The organism is Paraburkholderia gardini (assembly GCF_907164575.1).
In the GTDB taxonomy this organism is placed as follows: Bacteria; Pseudomonadota; Gammaproteobacteria; order Burkholderiales; family Burkholderiaceae; genus Paraburkholderia; species Paraburkholderia gardini.
This window is the reverse complement of sequence record NZ_CAJQYY010000016.1, coordinates 103,778-127,608: the sequence shown is the minus strand read 5'-3', so window position 1 is coordinate 127,608 and position 23,831 is coordinate 103,778. Positions and strand designations below refer to the sequence as shown.

At 61.6% G+C, this 23,831-nt stretch carries 23 protein-coding genes; 15 read left to right on the top strand and 8 right to left on the bottom strand.

Annotation, left to right across the window (positions count from 1 at the left end; translation table 11 throughout):
* The first annotated feature begins 140 nt into the window (after positions 1 to 140).
* Positions 141 to 1,001, top strand: a complete 861-nt coding sequence (locus LPA34_RS15160) for a class I SAM-dependent methyltransferase (protein ID WP_228979453.1) — start codon at positions 141 to 143, stop codon at positions 999 to 1,001.
* A gap of 26 nt (positions 1,002 to 1,027) precedes the next feature.
* On the opposite strand, the gene LPA34_RS15155 is transcribed toward LPA34_RS15160, so the two are convergent.
* Complete coding sequence (locus LPA34_RS15155; protein ID WP_228979452.1) at positions 1,028 to 2,569, bottom strand: DUF1254 domain-containing protein; 1,542 nt, start codon at positions 2,567 to 2,569, stop codon at positions 1,028 to 1,030.
* 294 nt (positions 2,570 to 2,863) lie between these two features.
* On the opposite strand from LPA34_RS15155, the gene LPA34_RS15150 reads away from it, so the two are divergent.
* The 3 genes from LPA34_RS15150 to LPA34_RS15140 all read left to right on the top strand — a co-directional run bounded on the left by LPA34_RS15150 (position 2,864) and on the right by LPA34_RS15140 (position 4,608).
* Complete coding sequence (locus LPA34_RS15150) at positions 2,864 to 3,274, top strand: DUF1801 domain-containing protein (protein WP_228979450.1); 411 nt, start codon at positions 2,864 to 2,866, stop codon at positions 3,272 to 3,274.
* 193 nt (positions 3,275 to 3,467) lie between these two features.
* The gene (locus tag LPA34_RS15145; protein ID WP_228979512.1) at positions 3,468 to 4,037 is read left to right on the top strand and encodes a chromate transporter; all 570 of its coding nucleotides are present in this window, start codon (positions 3,468 to 3,470) and stop codon (positions 4,035 to 4,037) included.
* A gap of 34 nt (positions 4,038 to 4,071) precedes the next feature.
* Positions 4,072 to 4,608, top strand: coding sequence for a chromate transporter (locus LPA34_RS15140; RefSeq protein WP_228979448.1), 537 nt, complete (start codon positions 4,072 to 4,074; stop codon positions 4,606 to 4,608).
* Between the two features lie 358 nt (positions 4,609 to 4,966).
* On the opposite strand, the gene LPA34_RS15135 is transcribed toward LPA34_RS15140, so the two are convergent.
* The 3 genes from LPA34_RS15135 to LPA34_RS15125 form a co-directional block, all read right to left on the bottom strand.
* Positions 4,967 to 6,427 carry an amino acid permease gene (locus LPA34_RS15135; protein ID WP_228979445.1) on the bottom strand — a complete coding sequence of 487 codons (1,461 nt, stop codon included), beginning with the start codon at positions 6,425 to 6,427 and terminating at the stop codon, positions 4,967 to 4,969.
* 250 nt (positions 6,428 to 6,677) lie between these two features.
* Positions 6,678 to 7,064, bottom strand: a complete 387-nt coding sequence (locus LPA34_RS15130; protein ID WP_228979442.1) for an ester cyclase — start codon at positions 7,062 to 7,064, stop codon at positions 6,678 to 6,680.
* Between the two features lie 146 nt (positions 7,065 to 7,210).
* Positions 7,211 to 8,083 (bottom strand): aldo/keto reductase family oxidoreductase, encoded by an 873-nt coding sequence (locus LPA34_RS15125; protein WP_228979440.1) that lies wholly within the window; start codon positions 8,081 to 8,083, stop codon positions 7,211 to 7,213.
* A 103-nt stretch (positions 8,084 to 8,186) separates the two neighbouring features.
* On the opposite strand from LPA34_RS15125, the gene LPA34_RS15120 reads away from it, so the two are divergent.
* The gene (locus tag LPA34_RS15120) at positions 8,187 to 9,092 is read left to right on the top strand and encodes a LysR family transcriptional regulator (RefSeq protein ID WP_228979438.1); all 906 of its coding nucleotides are present in this window, start codon (positions 8,187 to 8,189) and stop codon (positions 9,090 to 9,092) included.
* A 179-nt stretch (positions 9,093 to 9,271) separates the two neighbouring features.
* Here LPA34_RS15120 and LPA34_RS15115 read toward each other — a convergent pair whose 3' ends face one another.
* The 3 genes from LPA34_RS15115 to LPA34_RS15105 form a co-directional block, all read right to left on the bottom strand.
* The gene (locus LPA34_RS15115) at positions 9,272 to 10,624 is read right to left on the bottom strand and encodes a TRAP transporter large permease (RefSeq protein ID WP_228979436.1); all 1,353 of its coding nucleotides are present in this window, start codon (positions 10,622 to 10,624) and stop codon (positions 9,272 to 9,274) included.
* A gap of 7 nt (positions 10,625 to 10,631) precedes the next feature.
* Positions 10,632 to 11,111, bottom strand: coding sequence for a TRAP transporter small permease (locus LPA34_RS15110; protein WP_228979434.1), 480 nt, complete (start codon positions 11,109 to 11,111; stop codon positions 10,632 to 10,634).
* A 148-nt stretch (positions 11,112 to 11,259) separates the two neighbouring features.
* On the bottom strand, positions 11,260 to 12,252 hold the full coding sequence (locus LPA34_RS15105) for a TRAP transporter substrate-binding protein (RefSeq protein ID WP_228979432.1): 993 nt from the start codon (positions 12,250 to 12,252) through the stop codon (positions 11,260 to 11,262).
* A gap of 619 nt (positions 12,253 to 12,871) precedes the next feature.
* Between LPA34_RS15105 and sapR the strand changes: the two genes are divergently transcribed.
* The 7 genes from sapR (at position 12,872) to LPA34_RS15070 (ending at position 19,884) form a co-directional block, all read left to right on the top strand.
* Positions 12,872 to 13,810 (top strand): sap1 transcriptional regulator SapR, encoded by a 939-nt coding sequence (gene sapR, locus LPA34_RS15100; RefSeq protein WP_407672544.1) that lies wholly within the window; start codon positions 12,872 to 12,874, stop codon positions 13,808 to 13,810.
* 43 nt (positions 13,811 to 13,853) lie between these two features.
* Positions 13,854 to 14,420 carry a D-alanyl-D-alanine dipeptidase gene (ddpX, locus tag LPA34_RS15095; RefSeq protein ID WP_228979431.1) on the top strand — a complete coding sequence of 189 codons (567 nt, stop codon included), beginning with the start codon at positions 13,854 to 13,856 and terminating at the stop codon, positions 14,418 to 14,420.
* Between the two features lie 64 nt (positions 14,421 to 14,484).
* Positions 14,485 to 16,092, top strand: coding sequence for an ABC transporter substrate-binding protein (locus LPA34_RS15090; RefSeq protein WP_228979430.1), 1,608 nt, complete (start codon positions 14,485 to 14,487; stop codon positions 16,090 to 16,092).
* A gap of 75 nt (positions 16,093 to 16,167) precedes the next feature.
* Positions 16,168 to 17,238: an ABC transporter permease gene (locus LPA34_RS15085; protein WP_228979428.1), complete on the top strand. Its 1,071-nt coding sequence runs from the start codon at positions 16,168 to 16,170 to the stop codon at positions 17,236 to 17,238.
* A 72-nt stretch (positions 17,239 to 17,310) separates the two neighbouring features.
* Complete coding sequence (gene nikC / locus LPA34_RS15080) at positions 17,311 to 18,225, top strand: nickel transporter permease (protein WP_228979426.1); 915 nt, start codon at positions 17,311 to 17,313, stop codon at positions 18,223 to 18,225.
* Position 18,226: 1 nt separating this feature from the next.
* Entirely contained in the window at positions 18,227 to 19,105 is an 879-nt protein-coding gene (locus tag LPA34_RS15075) for an ABC transporter ATP-binding protein (RefSeq protein WP_228979425.1), read from the top strand.
* Complete coding sequence (locus tag LPA34_RS15070; RefSeq protein ID WP_228979423.1) at positions 19,102 to 19,884, top strand: ABC transporter ATP-binding protein; 783 nt, start codon at positions 19,102 to 19,104, stop codon at positions 19,882 to 19,884. The genes LPA34_RS15075 and LPA34_RS15070 overlap by 4 nt, the downstream gene beginning before the upstream one ends.
* Before the next feature lie 20 nt (positions 19,885 to 19,904).
* Here LPA34_RS15070 and LPA34_RS15065 read toward each other — a convergent pair whose 3' ends face one another.
* Positions 19,905 to 20,657 (bottom strand): IclR family transcriptional regulator domain-containing protein, encoded by a 753-nt coding sequence (locus tag LPA34_RS15065; protein WP_228979421.1) that lies wholly within the window; start codon positions 20,655 to 20,657, stop codon positions 19,905 to 19,907.
* Positions 20,658 to 20,858: 201 nt separating this feature from the next.
* On the opposite strand from LPA34_RS15065, the gene LPA34_RS15060 reads away from it, so the two are divergent.
* From LPA34_RS15060 to LPA34_RS15050, 3 genes are all read left to right on the top strand, one after another.
* Positions 20,859 to 21,668, top strand: coding sequence for a 3-ketoacyl-ACP reductase (locus tag LPA34_RS15060; protein WP_228979419.1), 810 nt, complete (start codon positions 20,859 to 20,861; stop codon positions 21,666 to 21,668).
* Positions 21,669 to 21,786: 118 nt separating this feature from the next.
* A complete protein-coding gene (locus LPA34_RS15055; RefSeq protein ID WP_228979418.1) occupies positions 21,787 to 23,178 on the top strand; it encodes an MFS transporter in 1,392 nt (463 codons plus the stop codon).
* A gap of 158 nt (positions 23,179 to 23,336) precedes the next feature.
* Positions 23,337 to 23,750: an FKBP-type peptidyl-prolyl cis-trans isomerase gene (locus LPA34_RS15050; protein WP_228979415.1), complete on the top strand. Its 414-nt coding sequence runs from the start codon at positions 23,337 to 23,339 to the stop codon at positions 23,748 to 23,750.
* Positions 23,751 to 23,831: the final 81 nt, after the last annotated feature.

Sequence of the window (23,831 nt, the reverse complement as noted above, 5' to 3'; positions counted from 1 at the left end):
ATGTCTACATGCGGATGCTGTGTGAAGCGTTCTCCGTCAATTGCCAGAGGCCAAAGCGACCACTCTTTCTTCCTTGCGTAGCGCGGCACAGTACCGGCAGGTCAGCTTCAGGCGAAGACGGACAAACAGGATTGAAAGTCATGAACGACAAGCGAGATGAAGTGCCAGACAGCACAGCAGCGCGAGTCGCCTTGTGGCGCGCGCTGCATGTCGAGGCCGACCCTCCGCCGCATGTACTGGAAGACGAAGTCGGTCTCAGGCTGCTGTCTCCGGACGAGAGCTGGCGCCACCGCGGCGACATGGACCCGCAGTTCACGCGACCCTTTCGCGCCTCCATCGTGGCGCGTGCCCGCTTCATTGAAGACCTGGTCGTGGAGGAGGCCGCCCGCGGGGTGAGTCAGTACGTCATCCTCGGCGCCGGCCTTGACAGCTTCGCGCAGCGCAGGCCGGAGATCGCGTGCCGCCTCAGGGTGTTCGAGATCGACCGGCCAGGTCCTCAGGCATGGAAGCGTCGGCGTTTGATCGAGCTTGGCTTCGGCGTCCCGGACTGGCTGCGTTTCGTGCCGGTCGATTTCGAGGCAGGGGAGCGCTGGCGCGACCGGCTCGTGGCGGCCGGCTTCGATGACAGCAAGCCGGCAATCGTGGTCTCCACGGGCGTCAGCATGTATCTCACCCGGGACGCGAACGCGGCCACGCTGCGCGAGGTCGCGGCCTTCGCCCCGGGGTCGACGTTCGCCATGACGTTCCTGCTGCCGCTGGAACTGGCGGACCCCGAGGTGCGTCCCGGGCTTGAGATGGCGGAGAAGGGCGCGCGAGCAGGCGGAACACCTTTTCTCAGTTTCTTCACCCCGCGGGAAATCCTGGCGCTAGCCCACGAAGCGGGTTTTGAAGAAGCACGGCACGTCCCGGCGGCCGACCTTGCCCGGCGCTACTTCGCGGGCAGGACCGATGATCTGCGCCCGCCAGACAATGCGGAAGAACTGCTGGTAGCGAATACTTAGCTACCCGTATGTTTTCCGACCGCCATTCATTGCGCAGGAACGATGTCGTCGGGCTGCCAGGTCTTGTCGAAGAAGGCCTGCGAAGGACCATAGAAGCGGATGATCGGAAACCATCCCTTGCCGGGTACCGTCCTGATCCAGTTCACATGCTGTTCCTTTGGCGCAGCCGGCCCGAAATAGATGTCGACCGATCGATCGGCATTGATCACGGGATTCGTGTACTGGCTGATACTCGGGAATTTTTCTCCGTTTTGCAGCATTGAACGGCTTTGCGCATCGTAGACAACGACGGACCAGAAGTTCTTGACGGGAATATCGGGTGGCAGGTGCAGCCGATAACTTTTTGCTCCGTCGAGCCACGCGCCGTTCGAGTCCCGTGGCGTCCAGATGTACTGCGATCCTTTGCCAACCACTTTGTCCACCATGGCGGGCGACATGCCGATCGCCGCATAGGCGAATCCCGCGCGCCGGTCGGTGTTCAGATAACCTTGCGAATCCCAGGTCGCGCTACCGCCGACAAACAGCAGTTCCCAGCGACGATCAGGATAGACGAGGCGTGCGGGATCGCTTGACGCATAGGTATTTTCACGCGCAATGGCGCCGCCAAGACGCGCGGCTTCGCCAAGGAGTGCCCTTCGGTTTGCATCGGGGGAAAAGGGTGTCCCGTTCGCGATGCCAATGCTGGCGAGCGTGAAGCGGTCACTCGACGAAATGATGCCCGCAGGCTCCGAGGCAATAATGTTGGCGAGGTCGTCGAAGTACTGATAGTTGTCGTCGAAAACCGTGTCGACAGGCGAGGTGGAGCCATCGACAAATGTCGTTCTGGGTGGCTTCGCGGCCTGCGCCAAAGGATAGATCTTCGTCGACTTCATCAAGGCGACAGCTTTGTCGGGTTTGCCGTCCACGAGAAAGCCGCGCACGCCGAACACGGCCTTGTAGGTAGGAGATCGGGCGACGATATAACCTTTGGGAACAGTGCCGGTGTAGCCGGGCGGCAGAAAGAGAAACTTGCCTCCCTTGCCTTTGTCGGCTCCCGTTGGACCAATGCCGACCAGTTCGCTTTGCCTGAGATCCGATACGCCACCGAGCAGCATGGGTGGCGCTTCGACAACCGTCGGGCCGTCGCGCTTCAAATCCAGCGCGCTCATGGCGTAGACCGTTTCAGTGTTGCCCGTCAGGAGCAGCGTCTGCGCGTTCATCAGGCTCTCCCACACGACCATCTGATTCGGCGTTGCCGGGCCCGCTTCCGCAACGCCCTTCCAGACCCGGTACCAGGACACAGTGGGCATTTGCGTCAGATAGGCTTCAATCGCGCGGTTCACGATCAGCAGATCGTCCAGCTTGCGTCCCGTGTCCGCCGTCGGATAGCCGCCGACGAAATCAAGATTTCCATAACGCGAGGTAATCGATCCGGTACCGGCCCAGCCATGCGGATCAGTGGCCTGGGCTTTGGCTTCGATTGCCGTGCCCAACATCGTTATTGTCGATGAAAATAAAATCACGCCTGCTGCGAATTTCGATTTTTTCAACATATGTACCCTGGCTATCGATGCAAAAAAGGCCGACATGCGGGCTGCCACAGTTGCGCAGCGCCGGGCGCTCTGGCCGAGGCCCGCGGAGCTTGCCGGTGCTGATAAAGGGGGAGGTCATGCGCCAGTCTGTTCGATCTGAACCATAGTATGGCTGCGCTGTATCGCAAGCGCAATTTCAATCCGGTCTCTTGTGATTGAATATGCTTGTTGCCTGGATATCCGTTTATGCGTGGCGTGCGGTGTCCTTATTTTCGGGAATACGGGTGGCTACAATGGTTGGGTCGTGGTGATCGCTTGAAACTGAACCCGAATTCGAGGCATGGAGATCCAGTGAATCCATCGGAAAGTATTGACCAGCTGATCGGGAAACTCACGGACTGGCGTGGCAAGACGTTTGCCAGCATCCGCAAGAGCATCCTTGAGGCGGACCGGGAGATCATCGAGGAATGGAAGTGGATGGGAAGCCCGGTGTGGTCCCGCGACGGAATGATCGCGGTCGCCGACGCGCACAAAGGGAAGGTGAAGCTTACGTTTGTCCATGGGGCAAGCATCCCGGATCCTGACGGACTCTTCAATGCGGGCCTCGAAGGCAACGCGAGACGCGCAATCGATTTTTTCGAGGGCGACAGGATTAATGACCGTGCGCTAAAAAATCTCGTCCGTGCCGCTATTGATTTCAATCAGAGCAAACTGAAGAAGAAAGCGTCCGCGAATACCCGGACTAAAGCGGAGAAAGGCTAAAAGACGTGATGCTGGCATATCGTCTCGCCATTGCTCCGGTCATTGGATCAGTCACTGTGGGATACTTCTTCGATCGGCACGGCGGCGCCCGGATGTCATGTCTTGAGCGCGACCGATGCGTGCGGGAGGATTAGCCTTGACCAGGAATGTTGACACGCGAGCGCCAGATGAACGGAGTCCATCAAATGGAACGATGGGCGAGCCGGCTGCGCGCCCGGCTGCAATGCCGACGACGCTCGAACTCTTTCTGATTTTTGCGCGGATCGGGCTCACGAGTTTTGGTGGCGGACTGAGCGGATGGTTTTTGCGTGAGTTTGTGTACGAGCGGCACTGGCTCACGGAGGAAGAGTTCCTTGATGGACTCGCGCTGTCGCAGGCGCTTCCGGGTGTCAACATAAAAAACCTGGCGATCTGGATTGGGCATCGTCTGCTTGGCTGGCGAGGCGCGGTGGCCGGGTTTTGCGGCATCATCTTTCCGCCAGCGGTGTCGATCGTCATCCTGGGTGTCTTTTTCTCGGCGATGGCGGGTTTCCCGTTGACGCGTTTTGCACTGGCTGGCGCAGCGGCCGGCGCAATCGGCCTTTCCCTCTCAATGGCGATCACCGCGGTGCGCCGGTTGCCGCGGCGCGTCGTTCCGATTCTGATCTTCGTCGTAACGTTCATTGCGGTCGCGATCCTCGCCGTGCCACTCATCTGGACTGTGCTGGTAGCAGGAACACTTGGCGTCGGCCTGGAATATGTGCGTTTGTCCCGACATGAGTAATCGACGGCCCTTGTCTTTCCACGAGCGATAACCCTTGTCCCGAACACTCATCGCGCTTTTCTCCGTCTTCGCGCCGCTGTCGATCGTGACGATCGGGGGCGGCCAGTCGATCATCGCGGATCTCCAGAGACAGGTCGTCGACGTGCATCACTGGATGACGCATGCACAGTTTGTCAGCGACTTCGCAATCGCACGGCTGGCACCGGGGCCAGGCTCGCTGCTCGCGACCCTGATCGGCTGGCAGGTTGGCGGACTTTCGGGCGCGGTTGTCGCGACACTTGCGCTCTTTGGTCCGACTGCATTCATGATGTACGGCGTCGCGCATCTGTGGACGAAGCATCGTGGCGCACGCTGGCAAAACGCGTTGCAGTCCGGTCTTCGCCCCGTGGCGGCGGGACTGATCCTGGCAGCCGTCTATGTGCTGGTGAAAGAGCTGGATGGCGGCTGGATTGCTCAGGTCACCGCCCTGGTCGCGACCGTGATCGTCATGACAACAAGAATCAACGCGCTGATCCTCATCGCGGGCGCTGCGACGTTATTCGTCCTGCTTCATCTGGGCGGCGCGCTTTAATCTGGATCGTCGGATTGAAATGTCACGCCGATGCAGGCATTCCCTAAAAATTTCTTCCCTGGCCACCCGTCATGTCCCGCCTCACGAAAAGATCGACGTTATCCGACCGTGACGGCACAAACGCCCTGACCATTGCGATACAAACGATACCTAAAATAACCACTACAGCTGGAATCTCAAACAAGATCATGTTCACGGGAAACTCCTCATCGTCCGCGAGTAGCCATGACGCAGCGCCGCTGCGTCATGGCTACAGTTCACGTCCCAGTTTAGGTGGGTGGAACCAGACGTCAAAACGAGAATTTTTCGTCGGGATGTGAGAAAAATTGCGGTAGCGTCAATCCGGTGCTACCTGTTTTCACCGGCGCTCGGGGAAGCGCAGGGCCGAATGATGCCGGCCGTAGGAAACATAGATGATCAACCCGATCACCAGCCATACCACGAGCCGTACCCAGGTGACGAGCGGCAGTCCCGCCATCAGCAACAGGCAAAACAGGATTCCGAGGACCGGCACGACCGGTACGGCGGGGACCCGGAAAGGGCGTGAGGCATCGGAGTCGCTGCGCCGCAGATAGATCACGGCGCCGCACACGAGGATGAACGCGAACAGCGTACCAATGCTGACCATCTCCCCGAGTACGCTGATCGGCGTAAGGGCCGCGACGATCGCGACGACGGTTCCGATCAGGATCTGACTCAGATGAGGCGTCTGAAGACGCGGATGAACCCGTGCGAAAAGAGGCGGCAGCAAGCCGTCCTTCGACATCGTGAAGAAGATGCGGCTCTGTCCGTACAGCAGCACGAGAATCACAGTGGTCAGTCCCGTCAGCGCACCGATCTTGATCAGGATGGAGAACCAGGTGAGACCGATCGCGTCGACGCCTTTGGCGATCGGATCAGGAACATTCAGCTCACCATAAGGTACGAGTCCGGTTAGAACCCCCGCGACGAGGATGTACAACACGGTACAGATGATCAGCGATCCCAGGATGCCGATCGGCATGTCCCGTTGCGGTTTTCTCGCTTCTTGCGCGGCAGTGGAAACCGCATCGAAACCGATGAACGCGAAGAACACCACGGCCGACCCGCGCAGAATCCCGCTCATGCCGAAGTTACCGAATTCACCCGTATTCGCCGGAATAAACGGATGCCAGTTTGCCGGCTTGATGAAAAACACACCGAGCGCGATGAAGGCCACCACCACGGTCAGCTTGACTGCCACCATGATGTTGTTGAGCCGCGCGGATTCCTTTGTACCGAGTACGAGCAGGGTGGTCAGAATGGCGATGATCAACACCGCGGGCAGATTGATGAGGCCCGTCGCGGTGGTGCCGTCGGCCAGCTTGACGACGGTGCCGGGTGCGGCGGCCAGAATGGGCGGGATATTGATTCCCACGTTATGCAGCAGGCTCACGATATAACCGGACCATCCGACCGCGACAGTGGCGGCGCCCATCGCGTATTCGAGTATCAGATCCCAGCCGATGATCCACGCGAAAATCTCACCCAGCGTGGCATAGGTGTAGGTGTAACTGCTGCCGCATACGGGCAACATGGCTGCCAGTTCCGAATAGCAAAGCCCGACGAACGCGCACGCGATGCCGCCGAGTACGAAGGACAGTACGATGCCTGGGCCGGCGAACTGCGCCGCGGCCGTGCCGGTCAGGACAAAGATGCCGGCGCCGATGATGGCGCCGATGCCCATCGCCGTGATGCTGGTGGCGCCAAGTGTTTTCGATAGCGCCTGGCTCCCCTCCTCGCCTGCGCTTCCTACAATATCGGCGACGGATTTCCGTGCCATGTAGCTCGTATCAGCCATGATGAGTCGTCCCGTTCAAATAGTGTTGGGCACGAACCGACCCGGCTTGCTTCGGCTCGCGGAGCACGACAAAAGCATCTGTTACCGAAGCGTGGCGGAGGTAAGGTGGAGGAAAATGGTGAATTCAGTGTATTCCGGATTAACGGCAAAGTGAATATCTGGTTTTCTGGCGACCCTGCGACCGCGGGTGAGACGTTCTGCCCGTGTTCTCAAGGTGTTATGCGCGGGATCTTCCTGCATGGGCCCTGCATTAAAGCTGGGCTTCGATCGCTGCCTTGTCGATGACCGACCATACCTGCTCGATCCTGTCGTTGCGGAATCGATAAAAGACGTTTTCCGTAAAGAAAACCTTCTTCCCGTTCACAGCGAGCCCAAGGAACGTTCCCTTTGGCGAACAGGAGAAGGCCAGCCGGCTGGCTACGTAATGCGAATCGGCAATCAGCAACTGGATGTTGAAATGAAGGTCTGGAATTTCATTGAAGTCCCGCTCCAGCATCTCGCGATAACCCGGCAATCCAGTCCGCTGATCGTTGTAGCGCACATCGTCATGAACGAACTGCTCCAGCTTCTGCCAGTCCTGCCTGTTCAGGCAGGCAATGTAGTTCCGGTAGACACTGGAGAGATCGATCCTGTTCATGGCAATGACCTTCCGGCTGAAAATAGACGTGTTGAAATTCTACAGCCAGGCAACACACGAGTCCGACACGAACGTAGGGAACGCGATGGCTCGCGAATGAGGTGTCTGGGGCGAATGCCGTCACAATCGCCCAACCCTCAATGTCCTTAAGCAGCCCGCCCGATCCCTTCAAGTTCTTCAAGCACTGCTTCAGACAGGCTCAATTGCGCCGCCTGCATGTTTTCACGCAGATGGCCTGACGACGACGTGCCCGGAATCAGCAGGATGTTAGGCGAGCGATGCAGAAGCCAGGCAAGTGCCACCTGCATCGGCGTGGCGCTGAGCTTCCTGGCGACCTCTGACAGCACCGACGACTGCAGCGGCGTGAATCCCCCAAGCGGAAAGAACGGCACATAAGCGATGCCTTTGGCGGCAAGTTCGTCGACGAGCGCATCGTCTTCCCGCTGGACCAGGTTGTAATGGTTCTGCACGCAGACGATTTCCACGATCCCCTGTGCCTCGGCGACCTGAGCCGACGTCGCGTTGCTCAGACCGATGTGGCGCACGAGTCCCTTGCGCTGAAGCCCGGCGAGTGCCTCGACCTGTCTCGCGATCGTTCCTTCGGATGGCGCGTGGACCTTGCCCATGATCCGCAGATTGACGATTTCGATCGCGTCGAGCCCGAGATTGCGCAGGTTGTCGTGAACGCCGCGCTCGATGTCCTGCGGCTCCATCGCGGGTAGCCATGAAGCGTCGTCGCCCCGCACGGCGCCGACCTTGGTGACGATCACGAGGTCGTCCGGGTAGGGATGGAGCGCTTCCCGGATGATCTGGTTGGTGACGTGCGGTCCGTAGAAGTCGCTCGTATCGATGTGATTGACGCCCGACGCCACCGCCTCGCGAAGAACGGCGATCGCGGCTTCACGATCCTTCGGCGGCCCGAATACGCCGGGGCCGGCAAGTTGCATGGCACCGTAGCCCATCCGGCGCACCGTGTGGCCGGCGAGAGAGTAGGTGGCCGCGGCTGTGGACTTTGACATGACGTGCTCCTCGAAGAAGATTGAACGCCAGTATGACGGCGATTGCGCTGTTAAATAATCCGGTTTAAGTTGTACGGGTTGTTCAAAAAATTGCACAATCGCCATGGAACTGAACGATCTTTCCGCATTCATCTCGGTCGCACGCTCAGGCGGCTTTCGCGATGCCGCCCGGATCAGCGGTGTTTCCGCATCGAGCCTCAGCATTGCGGTGCGCCGGCTGGAAGCGAAGCTGGGTCTGCGCCTGCTCAACCGGACCACACGCAGCGTCGCGCCGACCGAAGCGGGGCTGCGTCTCATCGAAAAGCTCACGCCGCTCTTCAGCGAAATGGAAGCGGCGCTCGACGTCCTGAACGGCTTTCGCGACAAGCCGTCGGGCACGCTCAAACTCAACGTGCCTGCGAGCGTGGCGCGCATTGACCTGCCAGGCGTGATCGCGTCGTTTCTGAAGGCTTATCCCGACATCCGGGTGGAAGTCGTCGTCGAGGATGGTTTTGTCGATGTGCTTTCGATCGGTTGCGACGCAGGCATTCGCTACGACGAGCGTCTTGAGCAGGACATGATCGCGATTCCGATCGGGCCGCGTGTGCAGCGTTTCGCTACCGCTGCGACGCCGGACTATCTCGACACGCACGGCAGGCCCGGACACCCGCGTGATCTGCTCGGGCATGCGTGCATGCGTATCCAGTTCGCGGGGGGCGCCATGGCAACCTGGAACTTCGAGCGCGACGGCGAGCGCGTCCAGCTGGACCCGCCGGGGCCACTCGTGGTCAGGCCCGGCGCGGCGGTCGATCTTGCCGTCAGCACAGCGATGGCAGGCGTGGGCATCGTTCATCTTTTCGAGGACATGCTGCGCCCGCATCTCGATAGCGGCGCACTCGAACCGATCCTGGAGCCGTGGTGGGAACGCTTTTCGGGCCCGTTTCTCTACTATCCCGGGCACCGTCATTTGCCCGCACCGCTGCGCGCGTTTGTCGATTTTCTTAAAGCGGGTGAAGCGGCGAGACCTTAGTTCTCTCACGCTACAAACCGTTCGCGATGACAGGCCCGCGAGTTTCTTCTACCTGGATCACCTCACGTCAACACTTGCCTCGCCTGAAAAACAAAACCCCACGTTCCGGAAAACGTGGGGTTAGCCGGCAGCCCCGCACATGCGGGACTGCTCATACCTGCATGGGAAGACCCTGAATCTCAATACACCGGGTGTCCGTTAATCAGGCTCGGCAACCAGGTCGAGAAGAACGGCAGATAGGTGACGACGTTGATCGCACTGAAGATGGCCAGATAGTACGGCCACGCGATTTTCGTCGTTTCACCGATCGAGACGTTGCCGATCGCGCAACCGACGAACTGCACCGAGCCGATCGGCGGGTGAACCAGACCCAGCGAGCAGTTCAGCAGAATCATGATGCCGAACTGCACGGGGCCCACACCGGCATGCATCGCGAGCGGCAGGAACAGCGGCGTCGTGATCAGGATGTGCGCGGCCATGTCGACGAACGTGCCGAGGAAAACCTGGAGGACGTTGATATACAGCAGCATCAGCCACGGAAGCGTCGTTGCATGTTCGAGCAGGCGCTCGATCGCGTCGGGAATCTCCAGATAAGCCATCTGGAAGCGCAGCATGTTCGACACGGCGATCAGCAGCAGCACCACACCCGTTGTCTTGGTCGCGCTTGAAAGCGCCACGAAGAGCTTCTTTCTCGTCATCGAGCGATAGACGACCAGTGTCAGCACCAGCGAATAGACCACCGCGATCGCCGCGGCTTCTGTCGCTGTCGCAATGCCCCTTGCCACGCACACCAGGATGATCGCGATCACCATCAGGCCGGGCAATGCGCCAAGGAACGTCCTGCCTACCGCGAACCAGCCGGGAAACTTCTGCACGCCCGTCGAACCGTCGGGGCGCTGCGGGTAGCCGAAACGAACCGCTTGCCAGTAGGCTGCGATCAGCACGAAACCCATCACCCACAGCACCGGCAGCAGTCCGGAGAACAGCAGGTCGCCGATCGAGACGCCGCTCAGCGTCTGGCCGTTCAACGTGCCCGTGATCCCCTGTGCGGCGAACGCATAGATGATCATGTTCGTCGACGTCGGCATCAGCGCGCCGGCCAGCGACGAGTGGGTCGTCACATTGACCGCATACGCCGCGCTATAGCCTTCGCGCTTCATCAGCGGAATCACGACGCCGCCCATCGCCGACGTATCGGCCGTCGGCGAACCGGACACACCGCCGAACAGCGTGCACGCGACGACGTTGGCCATGCCGAGACCGCCGCGGAAATGCCCGACGGTCGCCTGGGCGAAACGCAGGATGCGGTCGGCGATGCCGCCGTGGAGCATCAGTTCGCCGGAAAAGATGAAGAACGGGACCGCGAGAAACGAGAACGCGTTCATGCCCGAGATCATCGACTGCATGGCCGTTGCCGCTGGCAGGCCTTCATACAGATAGGTCAGGACGCACGAGAGCCCCAACCCGAACGAGACCGGAACCCCGAGAGCGAGGAACACGATAAAACTGACAAAGAGAATGGCAAGTTCCATGATTGCTCTAGGTATGCTTCCGCGCGAACAGCTTCAGCAGATGTTCGAACGAGAAAGAAATGATGCAGACGCTGGCTGCGACCGGAATGAAGTAGCGGAGGGCTTCCGGCAGGCCGAGAATCGGAATCCGGTCGTCCATCGTCGTTTCCGCCATTTGCATGCAGCCCACGAAAATCGCGATGGAAAGCGCGATCAGGCACAGATGCTGAAAGGCTTCGGCCACGATCTGCCCTTTGGGCGACAGTTTCTTGACGAGCGAATCGAGCCCGATATGACCGCTCTCGCGAACCTTGAGCGAGGCCCCGAACATGGCGATGACGACCACCAGCAAAAGTGCGATCGGCTCGACGAAATCGGGTGCATCGTTAAAGACATAGCGCATGACCACGCCGTAAAAGACCAGCACGGTCAACACGGCAAGGCTGATCGACGCCACTATGGCCAGCACGCGGGAAAGAAAATCATTCGGGCGTTTCATGAAGGTCATCTATTCCATCCTTCCATACAACGGACTTGTCCTGCCCATTCAGACTGCCTCGCCAGCCGGTTGCCGGCTCACGAGGAAATGCTTGCGGCGGAATGCCGGCAGAAAGAACGCTCTGCGGGACATTCCGCCATCACCAGCGGGGTGAGACTTACTTGACTGCCTGGATTTCGTCGACGATCTGCTTCATCTGCGGCGTTTTTTCGTACTTGGCCCAGACCGGCTGCATGGCCTTCACGAATGCCGCGCGATCGATCTGCGACGCCGGAACGATCGTCGCGCCACCCTTCGTCACGGTCTTCGCGGCCTCGGCTTCACGCGCCGTCCACAGCTTCTCGTAGTAGGGCACCGAGTCGTCCGCGGCCTTCTTGATGATGGTCTGTTCCTGCGGCGTCAGCGTGTCCCAGACCTTCTTCGAGAACACGAGCACTTCCGGCGTCATCGCGTGATCGGTTTCCGAGTACACCTGTGCGACTTCGAAATGCTTGGTTTCGTCGTAGGAGGGGAGATTGTTCTCCGCTGCATCGACGAGACCCGTCTTCAGGCCCGTGTAGACCTCGGCGAACGGCATCGGCGTCGGCGTGCCGCCCATCGCGCGGATTTCGTCGACCATCAGGTCGGACGGCTGGACGCGGACCTTGAGGCCCTTCATGTCGGCCGGCGAATGGATGGCTTTCTTCGCGTACATCGAACGCGCGCCGCTTTCATAGAAGGTCAGCGCGATCAGGCCCTTCGCCTTGAAGGCGTCGAGGATCTGCTGGCCTGCCGGGCCGTACATCGCCTTGCGGAAATGGTTGATGTCGCGGAACAGGAACGGCAGCGACGGAATCATCGATTCCGGCACGATCTCGTTGAACGCCGCGCCGTTCGCGCGGGTCATGTCGAGCGCGCCGATACGGACCTGGTCGATCGTGTCGTTTTCAGAGCCGAGCGAGCTGTTGCCGAAGACCTTCACGGAATCCTTGCCGTTGGTCGCCTTCGAGATCTCGTCGCCCATGAACTTCACGGCCATGTTGGTCGGGAACGTGTCGCCATGCACGTCGGCCGAGCGGAACACGCGCGCCTGTGCGGCACCCGTGCTCAGGGCCAGCACCGACGCCGCGGCGATCATCGAAATACGGGAAAGGTTAAAGTTGTTTTTCATCGCGCTATTTCCTCTGAAAATAAACCATCGATCGATTGCGAATGCTGCGATACGGTCATCGCCCGTATCCCCACCGTCGTTTCCTCGACCAGCCGCCACAGGGAATGTGGCGCTGGAGATGGCGTGGTCTCCGGTCATTCGGCCATCCGGCCTTGCACGAGGCAAAAAGCTGGTTGGATTTGTATGTTGTCCTATGACTGCGAGAGTCTATCGATATGAGATACCGGATGTACACCGGGTAATTACCCGTATAGCGTGAGCGAACGCGCTGAAGATTCGCTCACGCCGCGTTCCTTTTTCGCCCGCGAGAATCCGGGAAAACGGGGCGATGCCACGCGCCGCAAGGCGGGCGCGTTGAATACGTGGCGAATATTTCAGTCCGTTAGATAGTTATACGATGACATATAACTAAATACCTCCTGAATGCCGGGGGACTCTCCACGCATCGGACGCCCGGCCGGATGGGCGGTTCGTGCGATGCCGATACGGTCGAAAAGGCCTGCGGCGAGGCGGTACGCTATCGGGAGATCTCTTCCGATTGATTTTTTAAGCTGGCGCTGACTTTATTGGTTTTGTCAGATGGATGTCAATCGAGAAAAGAATGACAGATAACTAACCCATGTCGCCAGCCACGATGCCGAGCGCGTTTGCACAGACTGTCGAGTCGCGTTACGCCGGGCTTACCCCGACCGCGAAGCGTATCGCGAGCTACATGCTGGCGAATCTCGAGCGGCTGGGGCTCGAAACCGCCGACCAGATCGCGCGGCAAACCTGCACCAGCGGTATTTCCGTGGGGCGCTTCCTGCGCAGCGTGGGCTATCGCAACCTGGACGACCTCAAGCGAGAACTGCGCGGCGTGCAGGAGCGTCCGTGGATGATCACGGACCGGCTGGAGGAATATCGCCGGTTATCGGATCAGGCGCGGCATATCCTGCCGCGGGAGCCGGCTGTCAGACCCGACGGCGTGGCGACCGGCGCGGGCGGCGGCGCGGGCAGCACGCTCGGGCGGTCCCTCGATCTCGAACTCGACGCTGTCCAGTACGTCTACCAGCTTGCGCGGACGCCCGCATTCGCGCGCATCGCCGAACGTCTGGCGAACGCCGACGCGGTGTACATCCTCGGCATCCAGTCGACTCGCGGGATCAGCAACGCGTTTTCGAGCTACCTCGAATACATCCGTCCGCGTGTGTTCTATTCAGACGGCATGTCAGGTTCGTACGTCGATTCGCTTAACTCCGGCTTTGCGGCGCCGTATCTTGTCGTCACCGATACCCGCGCTTACTCGCGCATCGCGCGCAGCTACTGCGAGGCGGCCACGCGGCGCGGCTTGCCGTTCGCACTGGTCACCGACCTGTACTGCCCGTGGGCCCGCGATTTCCCGTGCGACCTGCTGCAGGCCCGGACCGACGTCGGCCAGTTCTGGGATTCGCTCGCGCCGCTCACGTGCCTGTTCAACCTGTTGATCACGTCGGTCGTCGAGCGGCTCGGCCCGGCCATCGACGAACACGTCGCGCGCAATCGTGAATTGCAGCGCGAGCTCGATCAATTCGACCTTTAGCCCGTTTTGCCATGTTCAGGCTGAAACCATCCACGCGCACCCCATGACAGAAACCCACCGACTGATCCCCATCACACCCGAAACGCACGATGTCGACATCGACCTCGTCTACGCCACGGACCGCAACCTGACCGGCAAGCCGATCTACAAGGCCGCGCATTGCCTGCTGCTTACGCCTGCCGAAGCGGGTTTGCGCAAAGCCGTCGGAATCGCGCGGACCGTCGGCCTGAAGCTGAGGATTTTCGACGCGTACCGGCCGCCGCAGGCGCAGCAGGTGCTGTGGGATTTCCTGCCCGATCCGGCTTATATCGCCGATCTTGGCCTCGGCTCGAATCACAGCCGCGGCACGGCGATCGATCTGACGCTGCTCGACGCGAGCGGCAACGCACTCGACATGGGCACCGGATTCGACGCGATGACCGTCGAATCCGGACACTTTCATCCCGGCCTGCCCGAGCATGTGCAGCGCAATCGCCTGCTGCTGCTGGGCGTGATGCATGCCGCGGGCTTCACGCACATCAAGAGCGAATGGTGGCATTACGAGCTGCCCGGTTCCCGTTCGCTGCGGCTGATCGATAACAGCGAGAGCGGCCCGTTGCGTCTCATGTAATGGATGCGGTTTCCAGCATCCGCAGTTCGCTTAAAGACTCTCCAACACTTCTCACGGAGCGAGTATGAAACTGGTCTTGCGCAATGCGCTGGCAGCGGCGACGGTGGCTTCTGTCCTCGCGGTGTCGGTTATGGCAGCGGGTCCCGCGGCGGCCGCGACGCCGAAGGATATGTTCGTGATGGCCACGTTCCTCGACGAGTTCACCACGCTCGATCCGGGCGAGGTGTACGAACTGGTGCCCGAGGAGTACGTGGCGAATACCTACGACAGGCTCGTGCGCGTCGATCTGAAAGACCCGTCGAAATTCAACGGTGACGTAGCGCAGTCGTGGACGGTTAGCCCTGACGGCCTGACGTTCACGTTCAAGATTCGCCCGGGCCTGAAATTCCACTCGGGCAACCCGTTGAGCGCGGATGACGTCGCGTGGTCGATCCAGCGGACGGTCCTGCTCGACAAGGGTGCGGCGGCCGTGCTGCAAGGTATCGGCCTCACTAAAGACAACGCGCTTCGCAACGTGAAGAAGATCGACGACTCCACCGTGAGCGTCACGACCGACCAGAAATATGCGCCGACGTTCGTGCTGAACGTGCTCGGCGCGTGGCCGGCATCGGTGCTGGACAAGCAGTTGCTGATGTCGCACCAGAAGGGCAATGACTTCGGCAACGACTGGCTGCGTACGAACGAGGCGGGGTCCGGCGCCTACAAGCTCGTGAAATGGACCGCGAACGACAGCATCGTGCTGCAGCGTTTTGACGGCTACCGTGTGCCGCTCGCGATGAAGCGCATCGTGCTGCGTCACGTGCCGGAGGCATCGAGCCAGCGTCTGCTGCTTGAAAACGGCGACGTCGACGTTGCGCGCAACCTGAGCCCGGACGATCTCGCCGCGCTGACGAAGTCGGGCAAGGCGCATACGAGCGCCGTGCCGCAGGCGACGTTGCTGTACCTCGGACTGAACGTCAAGAACCCGGATCTCGCGAAGCCGGAAGTCCAGGAAGCGATGAAATGGCTGATCGACTACAAGGGCATCCAGACCAACATCGCCAAGACGACGTACAAGGTGCACCAAACGTTCCTCCCCGAAGGCTTCCTCGGCGCGCTCAATTCGAATCCGTATCATCAGGACGTCGCGAAGGCGAAGGCGCTGCTTGCCAAGGCCGGCCTCCCCAACGGTTTCTCCGTGACGATGGACGTGCGCAACGGCTATCCGTACAGCGAAATCGCCGAAGCGGTGCAGGCGAATCTGGCGCAGGGCGGCATCAAGGTTCAGATCATCCCGGGCGACAACAAGCAGACGCTGGCGAAATACCGCTCGCGCTCGCATGACATTTATATCGGCGAATGGTCGGCGGATTACATCGATCCGCACAGCAACGCGCAGGGCTTCGCGTGGAATCCGGACAACTCCGACAAGTCGAGCTACAAGATGCTCGCGTGGCGCAATTCGTGGGACATCCCCGAACTGACCAGGGAAACGAACGCGGCGCTGGCCGAATCGTCGCCGACAAAGCGCGCTGAGATGTACCAGACGATGCAAAAGCAGATGCTGGCCCGCTCGCCGTTCGTGATCATGTTCCAGCAGGTTTCACAGGTGGCGGCGCGCCCGGGCGTGACGGGTCTTGAAGTGGGTCCGATCAACGACCTCGTGTCGTACCGGAACCTGAAGAAGCAGTAACGTATCGGGCGAAGGGGTACGAAGGCGAAGCCGCCGCGGCTTCGCCGGTTCGTTTCCTTTGCCCGGGGAATCCCTATGTCGACGCCTGCCACCACTCCCGCGCGCGTGCGTGCGCTTTCCGCGCGAAGCCCCGGTATCCGCTGGACGCTGCGCCTGTTGCGCTGGATCGTGACGCTCGTGATCACGTTCACGGGCCTGCTCGCGGTCACGTTCGTGATCGGCCGCAAGGTGCCGATCGATCCGGTGCTGGCGATTCTCGGCGATCGCGCGTCGGCGACCGCCTACGCGGCCGCGCGTCTTCAGCTTGGTCTGGACCGGCCGCTCGTGGTGCAGTTCCTGATCTACGCGCGTGATGTGCTGCATGGCAACTTCGGCATGTCGCTGCTGACCGCGCATCCTGTCATCGAAGACATCCGGCGCGTATTCCCGGCGACGCTCGAACTCGCGACGCTCTCGACGATACTCGGCGTGCTGGTCGGCGTGCCGCTCGGCGTGATCGCGGCCGTGCGTCATAACCGGTGGATCGATCACGTCGCGCGTTTCGTGGGTCTGGTGGGCAGTTCGGTGCCCGTATTCTGGCTCGGCCTGATGGGGCTGCTGCTGTTCTACGCGAAGCTGCACTGGGTGTCGGGGCCAGGGCGTATCGATCCGATGTTCGACGGGATGGTCGATACGCACACCGGCAGTTTGCTGATCGATTCGATCATCGCCGGCGAGTGGGACGTGTTCTTCAACGCGTTCTCGCACATCGCGCTGCCGGCGGCGATTCTCGGTTACTACTCCGTTGCGTATCTGAGCCGGATGACACGCTCGTTCATGCTCGAACAGCTGAGCCAGGAATACATCACGACCGCGCGCGCGAAAGGGCTGCCCGAGCGGCGCGTGATCTGGCGTCACGCGTTCGGCAATATCGCGGTGCCGCTTCTGACGGTGATCGCGCTCACGTACAGCTATCTGCTGGAAGGCTCGGTGCTGACCGAGATCGTCTTTGCGTGGCCCGGCATCGGGTCATACCTCACGGGCGCGCTGCTGAACGCCGACATGAACGCCGTGCTCGGCAGCACGCTCGTGATCGGCGCCACGTTCATCGCGCTCAACCTGCTCACGGACGCGCTGTATCGCGTGTTCGATCCGCGCGCCCGCTGATCCGCTGATGACCCGGAGATCCCTTTCGTGCCGCCGCCTTCCGATCACGCTACAGAAACCCCGGAATTTTCGATGAACGCTGCACCCCGACACTGGAAAAGCTGGCTGCTGACCGATACGCCGGCTTCCCGCAAGCAGGCCGCGCTCGGCCTCGCGTATCGACGCTGGCAGCGTTTTGCAGGCAATCCACTGTCGGTATTCGGCTTCGTGATTCTCGCGGTGCTGATCGTCATCGCGGCAATCGGCCCGCTGATCGCGCCACACGATCCGTTGCAGCAGGTGCTTTCCGACCGGCTCATGCCGCCGGGCTCCGCGTTCCACTGGTTCGGCACGGACCAGCTTGGGCGCGATATTCTCTCGCGCCTGGTTTACGGCTCGCGTCTCACGCTTTCGATTGCGATCCTGGTGGTGGTCATCGTCGTGCCGGTGGGCCTGATGATCGGCACCACCGCCGGTTTCTTCGGCGGCTGGGTCGATAACGTGCTGATGCGGATCACCGACGTCGCACTCGCGTTTCCGAAGATCGTGCTGGCACTGGCGTTCGCCGCCGCGCTCGGGCCGGGCGTCATCAACGCGGTGATCGCGATTTCGATTACCGCGTGGCCGGCGTATGCACGTCTTTCGCGTGCCGAGACGTTGCGGCTCGTCGAGGCCGATTTCATCCACGTTGCGCGTCTGCAGGGCGCGTCGCGGTTGCGCATCCTGTTGAGGTATATCGTGCCGCTGTGCTCGTCGTCGGTGATCGTTCGCGCGACGCTCGACATGGCCGGCATCATCCTGACCGTCGCCGGTCTCGGCTTTCTCGGGCTCGGCGCACAGCCGCCCGCGCCGGAGTGGGGCTTCATGGTCGCGTCGGGCCGCAACGTGCTGCTCGACGCGTGGTGGGTCGCGACGATTCCCGGCTTCGCGATCCTGCTGGTGAGCCTCGCGTTCAATCTGCTTGGAGACGGTCTGCGCGACGTCTTCGACCCGCATCATGGAAGCTGACATGCAATCCGGTACCACGCAGCCCCTGTGCGAAATCGACGATCTTCGCATCGGTTTTCGCGGGCACGACGGCACGCCGGTCGACGCCGTGCGCGGCCTGTCGCTGTCGCTCAGGCGCGGCGAGAGGCTTGGCATCGTCGGCGAATCGGGTTCCGGGAAATCGCTGACGGGGCGGGCGCTGCTCGGCCTCCTGCCGCCTGCCGTGCACTGCACCGCGAAGGCGCTCAGGTTCGACGGCGAGGATCTGCTGGCGATGTCCGCAGCGAAGCGCCGCAAGCTGTGCGGCCGGCAGATGGGCATGATCCTGCAGGACCCGAAATACTCGCTGAATCCGGTGATGACCGTCGCGCAGCAGATGGCCGAAGCGTTCGCGCTGCATGGCCCGAAGGTTTCCCGTCGCGAGATGCGCGGGAAGATCGTCGCCGCGCTCGAAGCGGTGCATATCCGCGCGCCCGAGCGTGTCGCCGATGCTTACCCGCACGAACTGTCGGGCGGCATGGGGCAGCGCGTGATGATCGCGATGATGGTGTCGTCCGGGCCGCGCCTTCTGGTTGCCGACGAACCGACCAGCGCGCTCGACGTGCTCGTCTCGATGCAGGTGCTCGGCATTCTCGACGAGATGATCGAAAAGCACGATACGGGGCTCCTTTTCATCAGTCACGACCTGCCGCTCGTGATGTCGTTCTGCGACCGCGTCGTGGTGATGTACGCGGGGCGCGTGGTGGAAACGTGCGCGGCGCGCGATCTCGTGCATGCACAGCACCCTTATACGCGCGGGCTGCTGGCAGCCAGTCCGCCACTCGTGAATCCGCCGGAAGAACTGGCGGTGCTGAAGCGCGACCCGGCGTGGCTCGCACAATCGCCGGGAGTGTTCGAATGATCGATGTCAGCGCCCTGACGGTCCGCTTCAAGACGAAGACCGGTTACTTCGACGCCGTGCGCGACGCGACCTTCCATGTGGGCGAAGGCGAAGTGTTCGGGATCGTCGGCGAATCGGGCTCGGGCAAGTCGACGATCCTGCGCGCGCTGACGGGTCTCGTGCCCGCTGTTTCGGGCACGATGAAGACCGGCGCGCATGTGTCCGGCGAAAAGGCTGGCCGCGCGTTTCGCCGCGACGTGCAGATGGTGTTTCAGGATCCGTACGGCTCGCTGCATCCGCGCTTCACCGTCGACCAGACCTTGCGCGAACCGCTGGCGATCAACGGCATCGACCGGCAGGACGACCGGATCGTCGCTGCGTTGCAGGAGGTGGGGCTCGGCGCGGCGTTCCGGTTTCGCTATCCGCATCAGCTTTCGGGCGGCCAGCGGCAACGCGTGGCGATCGCGCGGGCGCTGATTGTCGAGCCGCGCGTGCTGCTGCTCGACGAGCCGACGTCCGCGCTCGACGTATCTGTCCAGGCCGAAATTCTCAACCTGCTGCGACGGCTGCACCGCGAGCGCAACCTGACGATGATCCTCGTGAGCCACAATCTCGCGGTGATCGGCTTTCTCTGCTCGCGCGTGGCGGTGATGCGCAACGGCGAGATCGTCGAGGAACTGGGTATTGAAGCGATTCGCGCGCAGCAGGTGGACAACGATTACACGCGCAGCCTGCTGCTGGCGACGGGCGGTTACCAGCGCAAGGCCGTCGAGGCGATCGGCATGGACGCGGCGCTTTAGCGTTCCCTGGCGTCGCGCGCCTAGACCACGGCGCGCAACAGGGCAGCGGTTTCCTGCAACACCGGCAGCACGCGCGCGAGCGCTTCGCTGCCTGACTCCTTGCCTGTCTGCATGCTGACGCTGATCGCCCCGATCACGACGCCGTTGTGATTGCGCAGCGGCACCGCGACACCCCGCATGCCGACTTCGAGCTGTTCCTCCGACAACGCGTAGCCATACTGAAGCACCTGGTCGATCTGTGCTCGCAGGCGCGCCTTGTCGACGATCGTGTGCGGCGTGAACACCTTGGGTTCGTATCGTTCGAGGAATGCCGTCACGCGCTCGGGTGGCTGGTAGGCGAGCACGATCATGCCCGCCGACGAAAGCGGCGGAGCCGCCCGCGAGCCGAGCACGAAGCCGACTGTCGTGACCCGGCTGCTGCCGTTGCGCGCCACGTAGACGACGTCGTCGCCATCGAGCACCGCCAGCAATGCGCTTTCCTGCACGGCGGCGGTGATGCGCTGCAGGAAGGGCTGCGCGATACGCGGCAGACGTGCCGACGAGAACCAGGCCGTACCGAGACGTAGCACGCGCGGCGCGAGCCAGAAGAGCCGGCCGTCGGTCTCCGCGTAACCGGCCTCGGCGAGCGTCAGCAGGTAGCGGCGCGCGGCGGTGCGGGTCAGCCCGGTCAGCTCCGCGACGCCCGCCGGATTCATGCGGGGATGATCTTCATCGAACGCTTCAATGACAGCCAGCGCCTTCGTCGCACCTGCAATTCGGTCTTTGTCGTTCACGGTGCTGCTCCGTAGAAACCCGGGTTACGGGCGAAGTTCGCGCGCCGTGCGCGAATAGCGCGCATTTTATGCTGGGCGCCGTTGTCGTGCACGGCCCGAAAGCGTAATTTCCCGGCATGCGCTGCACGAACCCTGATCGTGCAGATTCGTCTTCCCGCTCGAAGCACGGTCGAAGCAGCAGGCGAGGGAAGGTCATCCCAGATGTTCTACAGATTGCACGTCATGGATATTCAGGATTCGGGTTCACGGGTTGCGCTGGTAACCGGCGGCATGGGCGGGATCGGCAAGGGCATCGCGCTTGCGCTCGCCGCGCGCGGCTTCGGTGTCGTGGTCGCCGACCGCCGCATCGACCCGGCTCGCGCAGACGGATTGCGGACGGCGTTTCCCGCGTCCGCGCGCGTTGCTTTCGTCGAAGGCGATCTTGCCGATCTCGACGATCATCCGCGGTTCGTGAATGCGGCATTCGACGCGTTCGGCCGTCTCGATGTGCTGGTGAACAACGCAGGGGTGTCGGTTTTATCGCGGGGCGATCTGCTGGACGTGTCGCCCGACAGTTACGACCTGAACTTCAGCGTGAACACGCGCGGCACGTTCTTTCTCACGCAGGCCGTCAGCCGCCGGATGCTCGAAGTGGAGCCGGCCGGTGTGGAAAGCGCGCGGTCGATCATTTTCGTGTCGTCGTCGAATGCGGCGATCGCGGCGCCCGAGCGCGGCGAGTACGCCATGTCGAAGGCCGCCATCGCGATGACCTCGAAGCTTTACGCGCTCAGGCTTGCGGCGCACGGGATTGCGGTGTATGAAGTGCGACCAGGGCTGATCAGTACGCCGATGACGCAGGTCGCTCAGGAGCGCTTCGACAATCTGCTTGCCGGGGGCTTCACGCCGATCAACCGCTGGGGCATGCCGGAAGACGTCGGCCGCGCGGTGGCGACGCTGGCCGCCGGCGACCTGCCGTTCACGACAGGCACCGCGATTCAGGTGGATGGCGGCATGCATATCCACCATTACTGACCGGACGCGGAGCTTTAAGCGTGGTTTGGCTTTTGTTCTTGCTTTAGTTTTAGTTCTGGCTTTAGCTGACGTTGCAGTATGGAATCACCGTGGTTACATATCAATATGGGAGACAGAAATGGCTGGCAGCACGACCGAGCATGAGCCTCACGGCACACATCAGACACGAAAGGCGACCGCGAGCGGCTGGATTGGCTCCGCGCTCGAATACTACGACTTCTTCATCTATGCGACCGCGGCGGCACTGATTTTCCCGCAGCTGTTCTTTCCTTCGGGCAATCCGAAGATCGCGATCGTCGCTTCACTGGCGACGTATGGCGTGGGTTATGTCGCGCGACCCATCGGTGCGTTCTTCCTTGGACACTGGGGCGACACCAAAGGCCGCAAGAACGTGCTGCTGGTCTGCATGTTCATGATGGGCTTTTCGACGATGGCCGTGGGTCTGCTGCCGACTTACCATCAGGTCGGCATGCTTGCGCCGGTGCTGCTGGTCGTGCTGCGCCTGATCCAGGGCTTCGCGGTGGCTGGCGAGATTTCGGGCGCGAGCTCGATGATTCTCGAACACGCTCCGTTCGGGCGGCGCGGCTATTACGCGAGCTTTACGCTGCAGGGCGTGCAGGCCGGTCAGATTCTCGCGGCCGCTGTGTTCCTGCCGCTCGCGCGATTCATGCCTGAAGACGCGTTCAACGCGTGGGGCTGGCGCATTCCGTTTCTGCTGAGCGCACTGGTTCTGATCGCGGGCTACATCATCCGTCGCGACGTCAAGGAAACACCGGCTTTCGAGACCGAAGGTGGCGCACCGCGCGCGCCGATCATCGAGGCTTTCAAGTTCGGCTGGAAGGAGATGATCGCCGTCGCGTGCTGCTCGCTGATGAACGTCATTCCGGTGGTCGCGACGGTTTTCGGTGGGGCCTACGCAGTGCAACCGTCGTACGGGATCGGCTTTCCCAAGAGCGTTTATCTGTGGATTCCCGTGCTCGGCAACATCCTGGCCGTGCTCGTGATCCCGTATGTCGGCAACCTCTCCGACAAAATCGGCCGCCGGCCGCTCATCATCGGTGGCGCGCTGGGTTCAGGGCTGCTGTCGTTCGGCTATCTGTACGCCATCAGCATTCACAGTGTGCCGCTTGCGATCCTGATGTCGCTGCTCATGTGGGGCGTGGTCTATCAGGGGTACAACGCGATTTTCCCGAGCTTCTATCCGGAGCTTTTCCCGACGCGTTCGCGGGTTTCCGCGATGGCGATTGCGCAGAACATCGGCACGACGATTACCGCGTTGCTGCCGGCCCTGTTCGCAACCGTCGCGCCGCCGGGATCGACTAACGTTCCAGTGATGATCGGCTCGATCACGCTCGGCGTCACGGTCATCTCCGCGATCGCCGCATACAGCGTGAGGGAAACGTACCGGATTCACCTGAACGATCTGGGTGAACGAAGCGCCACGCCGGTCGACAAGCTCGACTACATGCGGCTGCGCGAGCAGACCCTGTCCGACGCAAAAATCGCCTGATTTCGGCGTTTTTTCGGGGCGATGGCATGTGATCCTCTACACTGTCCGCCGGATTTGGCTTGCAGGCTGCCGCTATCGGGCGGCAGCCTGCAACATCCGCTCACAGAATTGCCGTGCGACGTCTTTTACAATAGCGACGCATCTAACTGGAGGTTCATTTGAAATCTATCGTCGTCACATTCGCCGCCGCCGTTCTCGCTTCGACGGCTTTCATCGCAGCACCCGCCATGGCGGGCACCACCGAAAAGCTTCCCTCGGGCGTGGTCGTCGAGCACCTGACAGCAGGTAATGGCGCGCAACCCAAGGCCACCGATGTCGTGACGGTCAATTATCGCGGCACGCTGGCGAACGGCACCGAGTTCGATGCTTCGTCGAAACACGGCGGCCCGGCGAGCTTCCCGCTGAACCGCGTGATTCCGTGCTGGACGGAAGGCGTGCAAAAGATGAAGGTGGGCGAAAAGGCAAAGCTTACGTGCCCGGCGGCAACCGCTTACGGCGACCGCGGTGTCGGCACGATTCCGCCGAACAGCGACCTGACGTTCGAAGTCGAGCTGATCAGTATCGGCAAGTAATGTTATCCGGCGCCCGGCCGCAACGGGCGGGCGCCGCTCTTTTCATCCGCATGCCGCAGCCGCCCGGTTGCGAATACGGTG

What these genes read in the sequence shown, in the direction of transcription:
- LPA34_RS15160 (WP_228979453.1), top strand. Translation starts at nt 141, where the DNA reads ATGAACGACAAGCGAGATGAAGTGCCAGACAGCACAGCAGCGCGAGTC.
- LPA34_RS15155 (WP_228979452.1), bottom strand. Translation starts at nt 2,569, where the DNA reads ATGTCGGCCTTTTTTGCATCGATAGCCAGGGTACATATGTTGAAAAAA.
- LPA34_RS15145 (WP_228979512.1), top strand. Translation starts at nt 3,468, where the DNA reads ATGGGCGAGCCGGCTGCGCGCCCGGCTGCAATGCCGACGACGCTCGAA.
- LPA34_RS15135 (WP_228979445.1), bottom strand. Translation starts at nt 6,427, where the DNA reads ATGGCTGATACGAGCTACATGGCACGGAAATCCGTCGCCGATATTGTA.
- LPA34_RS15130 (WP_228979442.1), bottom strand. Translation starts at nt 7,064, where the DNA reads ATGAACAGGATCGATCTCTCCAGTGTCTACCGGAACTACATTGCCTGC.
- LPA34_RS15125 (WP_228979440.1), bottom strand. Translation starts at nt 8,083, where the DNA reads ATGTCAAAGTCCACAGCCGCGGCCACCTACTCTCTCGCCGGCCACACG.
- LPA34_RS15120 (WP_228979438.1), top strand. Translation starts at nt 8,187, where the DNA reads ATGGAACTGAACGATCTTTCCGCATTCATCTCGGTCGCACGCTCAGGC.
- LPA34_RS15115 (WP_228979436.1), bottom strand. Translation starts at nt 10,624, where the DNA reads ATGGAACTTGCCATTCTCTTTGTCAGTTTTATCGTGTTCCTCGCTCTC.
- LPA34_RS15110 (WP_228979434.1), bottom strand. Translation starts at nt 11,111, where the DNA reads ATGACCTTCATGAAACGCCCGAATGATTTTCTTTCCCGCGTGCTGGCC.
- LPA34_RS15105 (WP_228979432.1), bottom strand. Translation starts at nt 12,252, where the DNA reads ATGAAAAACAACTTTAACCTTTCCCGTATTTCGATGATCGCCGCGGCG.
- sapR (WP_407672544.1), top strand. Translation starts at nt 12,872, where the DNA reads ATGTCGCCAGCCACGATGCCGAGCGCGTTTGCACAGACTGTCGAGTCG.
- ddpX (WP_228979431.1), top strand. Translation starts at nt 13,854, where the DNA reads ATGACAGAAACCCACCGACTGATCCCCATCACACCCGAAACGCACGAT.
- LPA34_RS15090 (WP_228979430.1), top strand. Translation starts at nt 14,485, where the DNA reads ATGAAACTGGTCTTGCGCAATGCGCTGGCAGCGGCGACGGTGGCTTCT.
- LPA34_RS15085 (WP_228979428.1), top strand. Translation starts at nt 16,168, where the DNA reads ATGTCGACGCCTGCCACCACTCCCGCGCGCGTGCGTGCGCTTTCCGCG.
- nikC (WP_228979426.1), top strand. Translation starts at nt 17,311, where the DNA reads ATGAACGCTGCACCCCGACACTGGAAAAGCTGGCTGCTGACCGATACG.
- LPA34_RS15075 (WP_228979425.1), top strand. Translation starts at nt 18,227, where the DNA reads ATGCAATCCGGTACCACGCAGCCCCTGTGCGAAATCGACGATCTTCGC.
- LPA34_RS15070 (WP_228979423.1), top strand. Translation starts at nt 19,102, where the DNA reads ATGATCGATGTCAGCGCCCTGACGGTCCGCTTCAAGACGAAGACCGGT.
- LPA34_RS15060 (WP_228979419.1), top strand. Translation starts at nt 20,859, where the DNA reads ATGTTCTACAGATTGCACGTCATGGATATTCAGGATTCGGGTTCACGG.
- LPA34_RS15055 (WP_228979418.1), top strand. Translation starts at nt 21,787, where the DNA reads ATGGCTGGCAGCACGACCGAGCATGAGCCTCACGGCACACATCAGACA.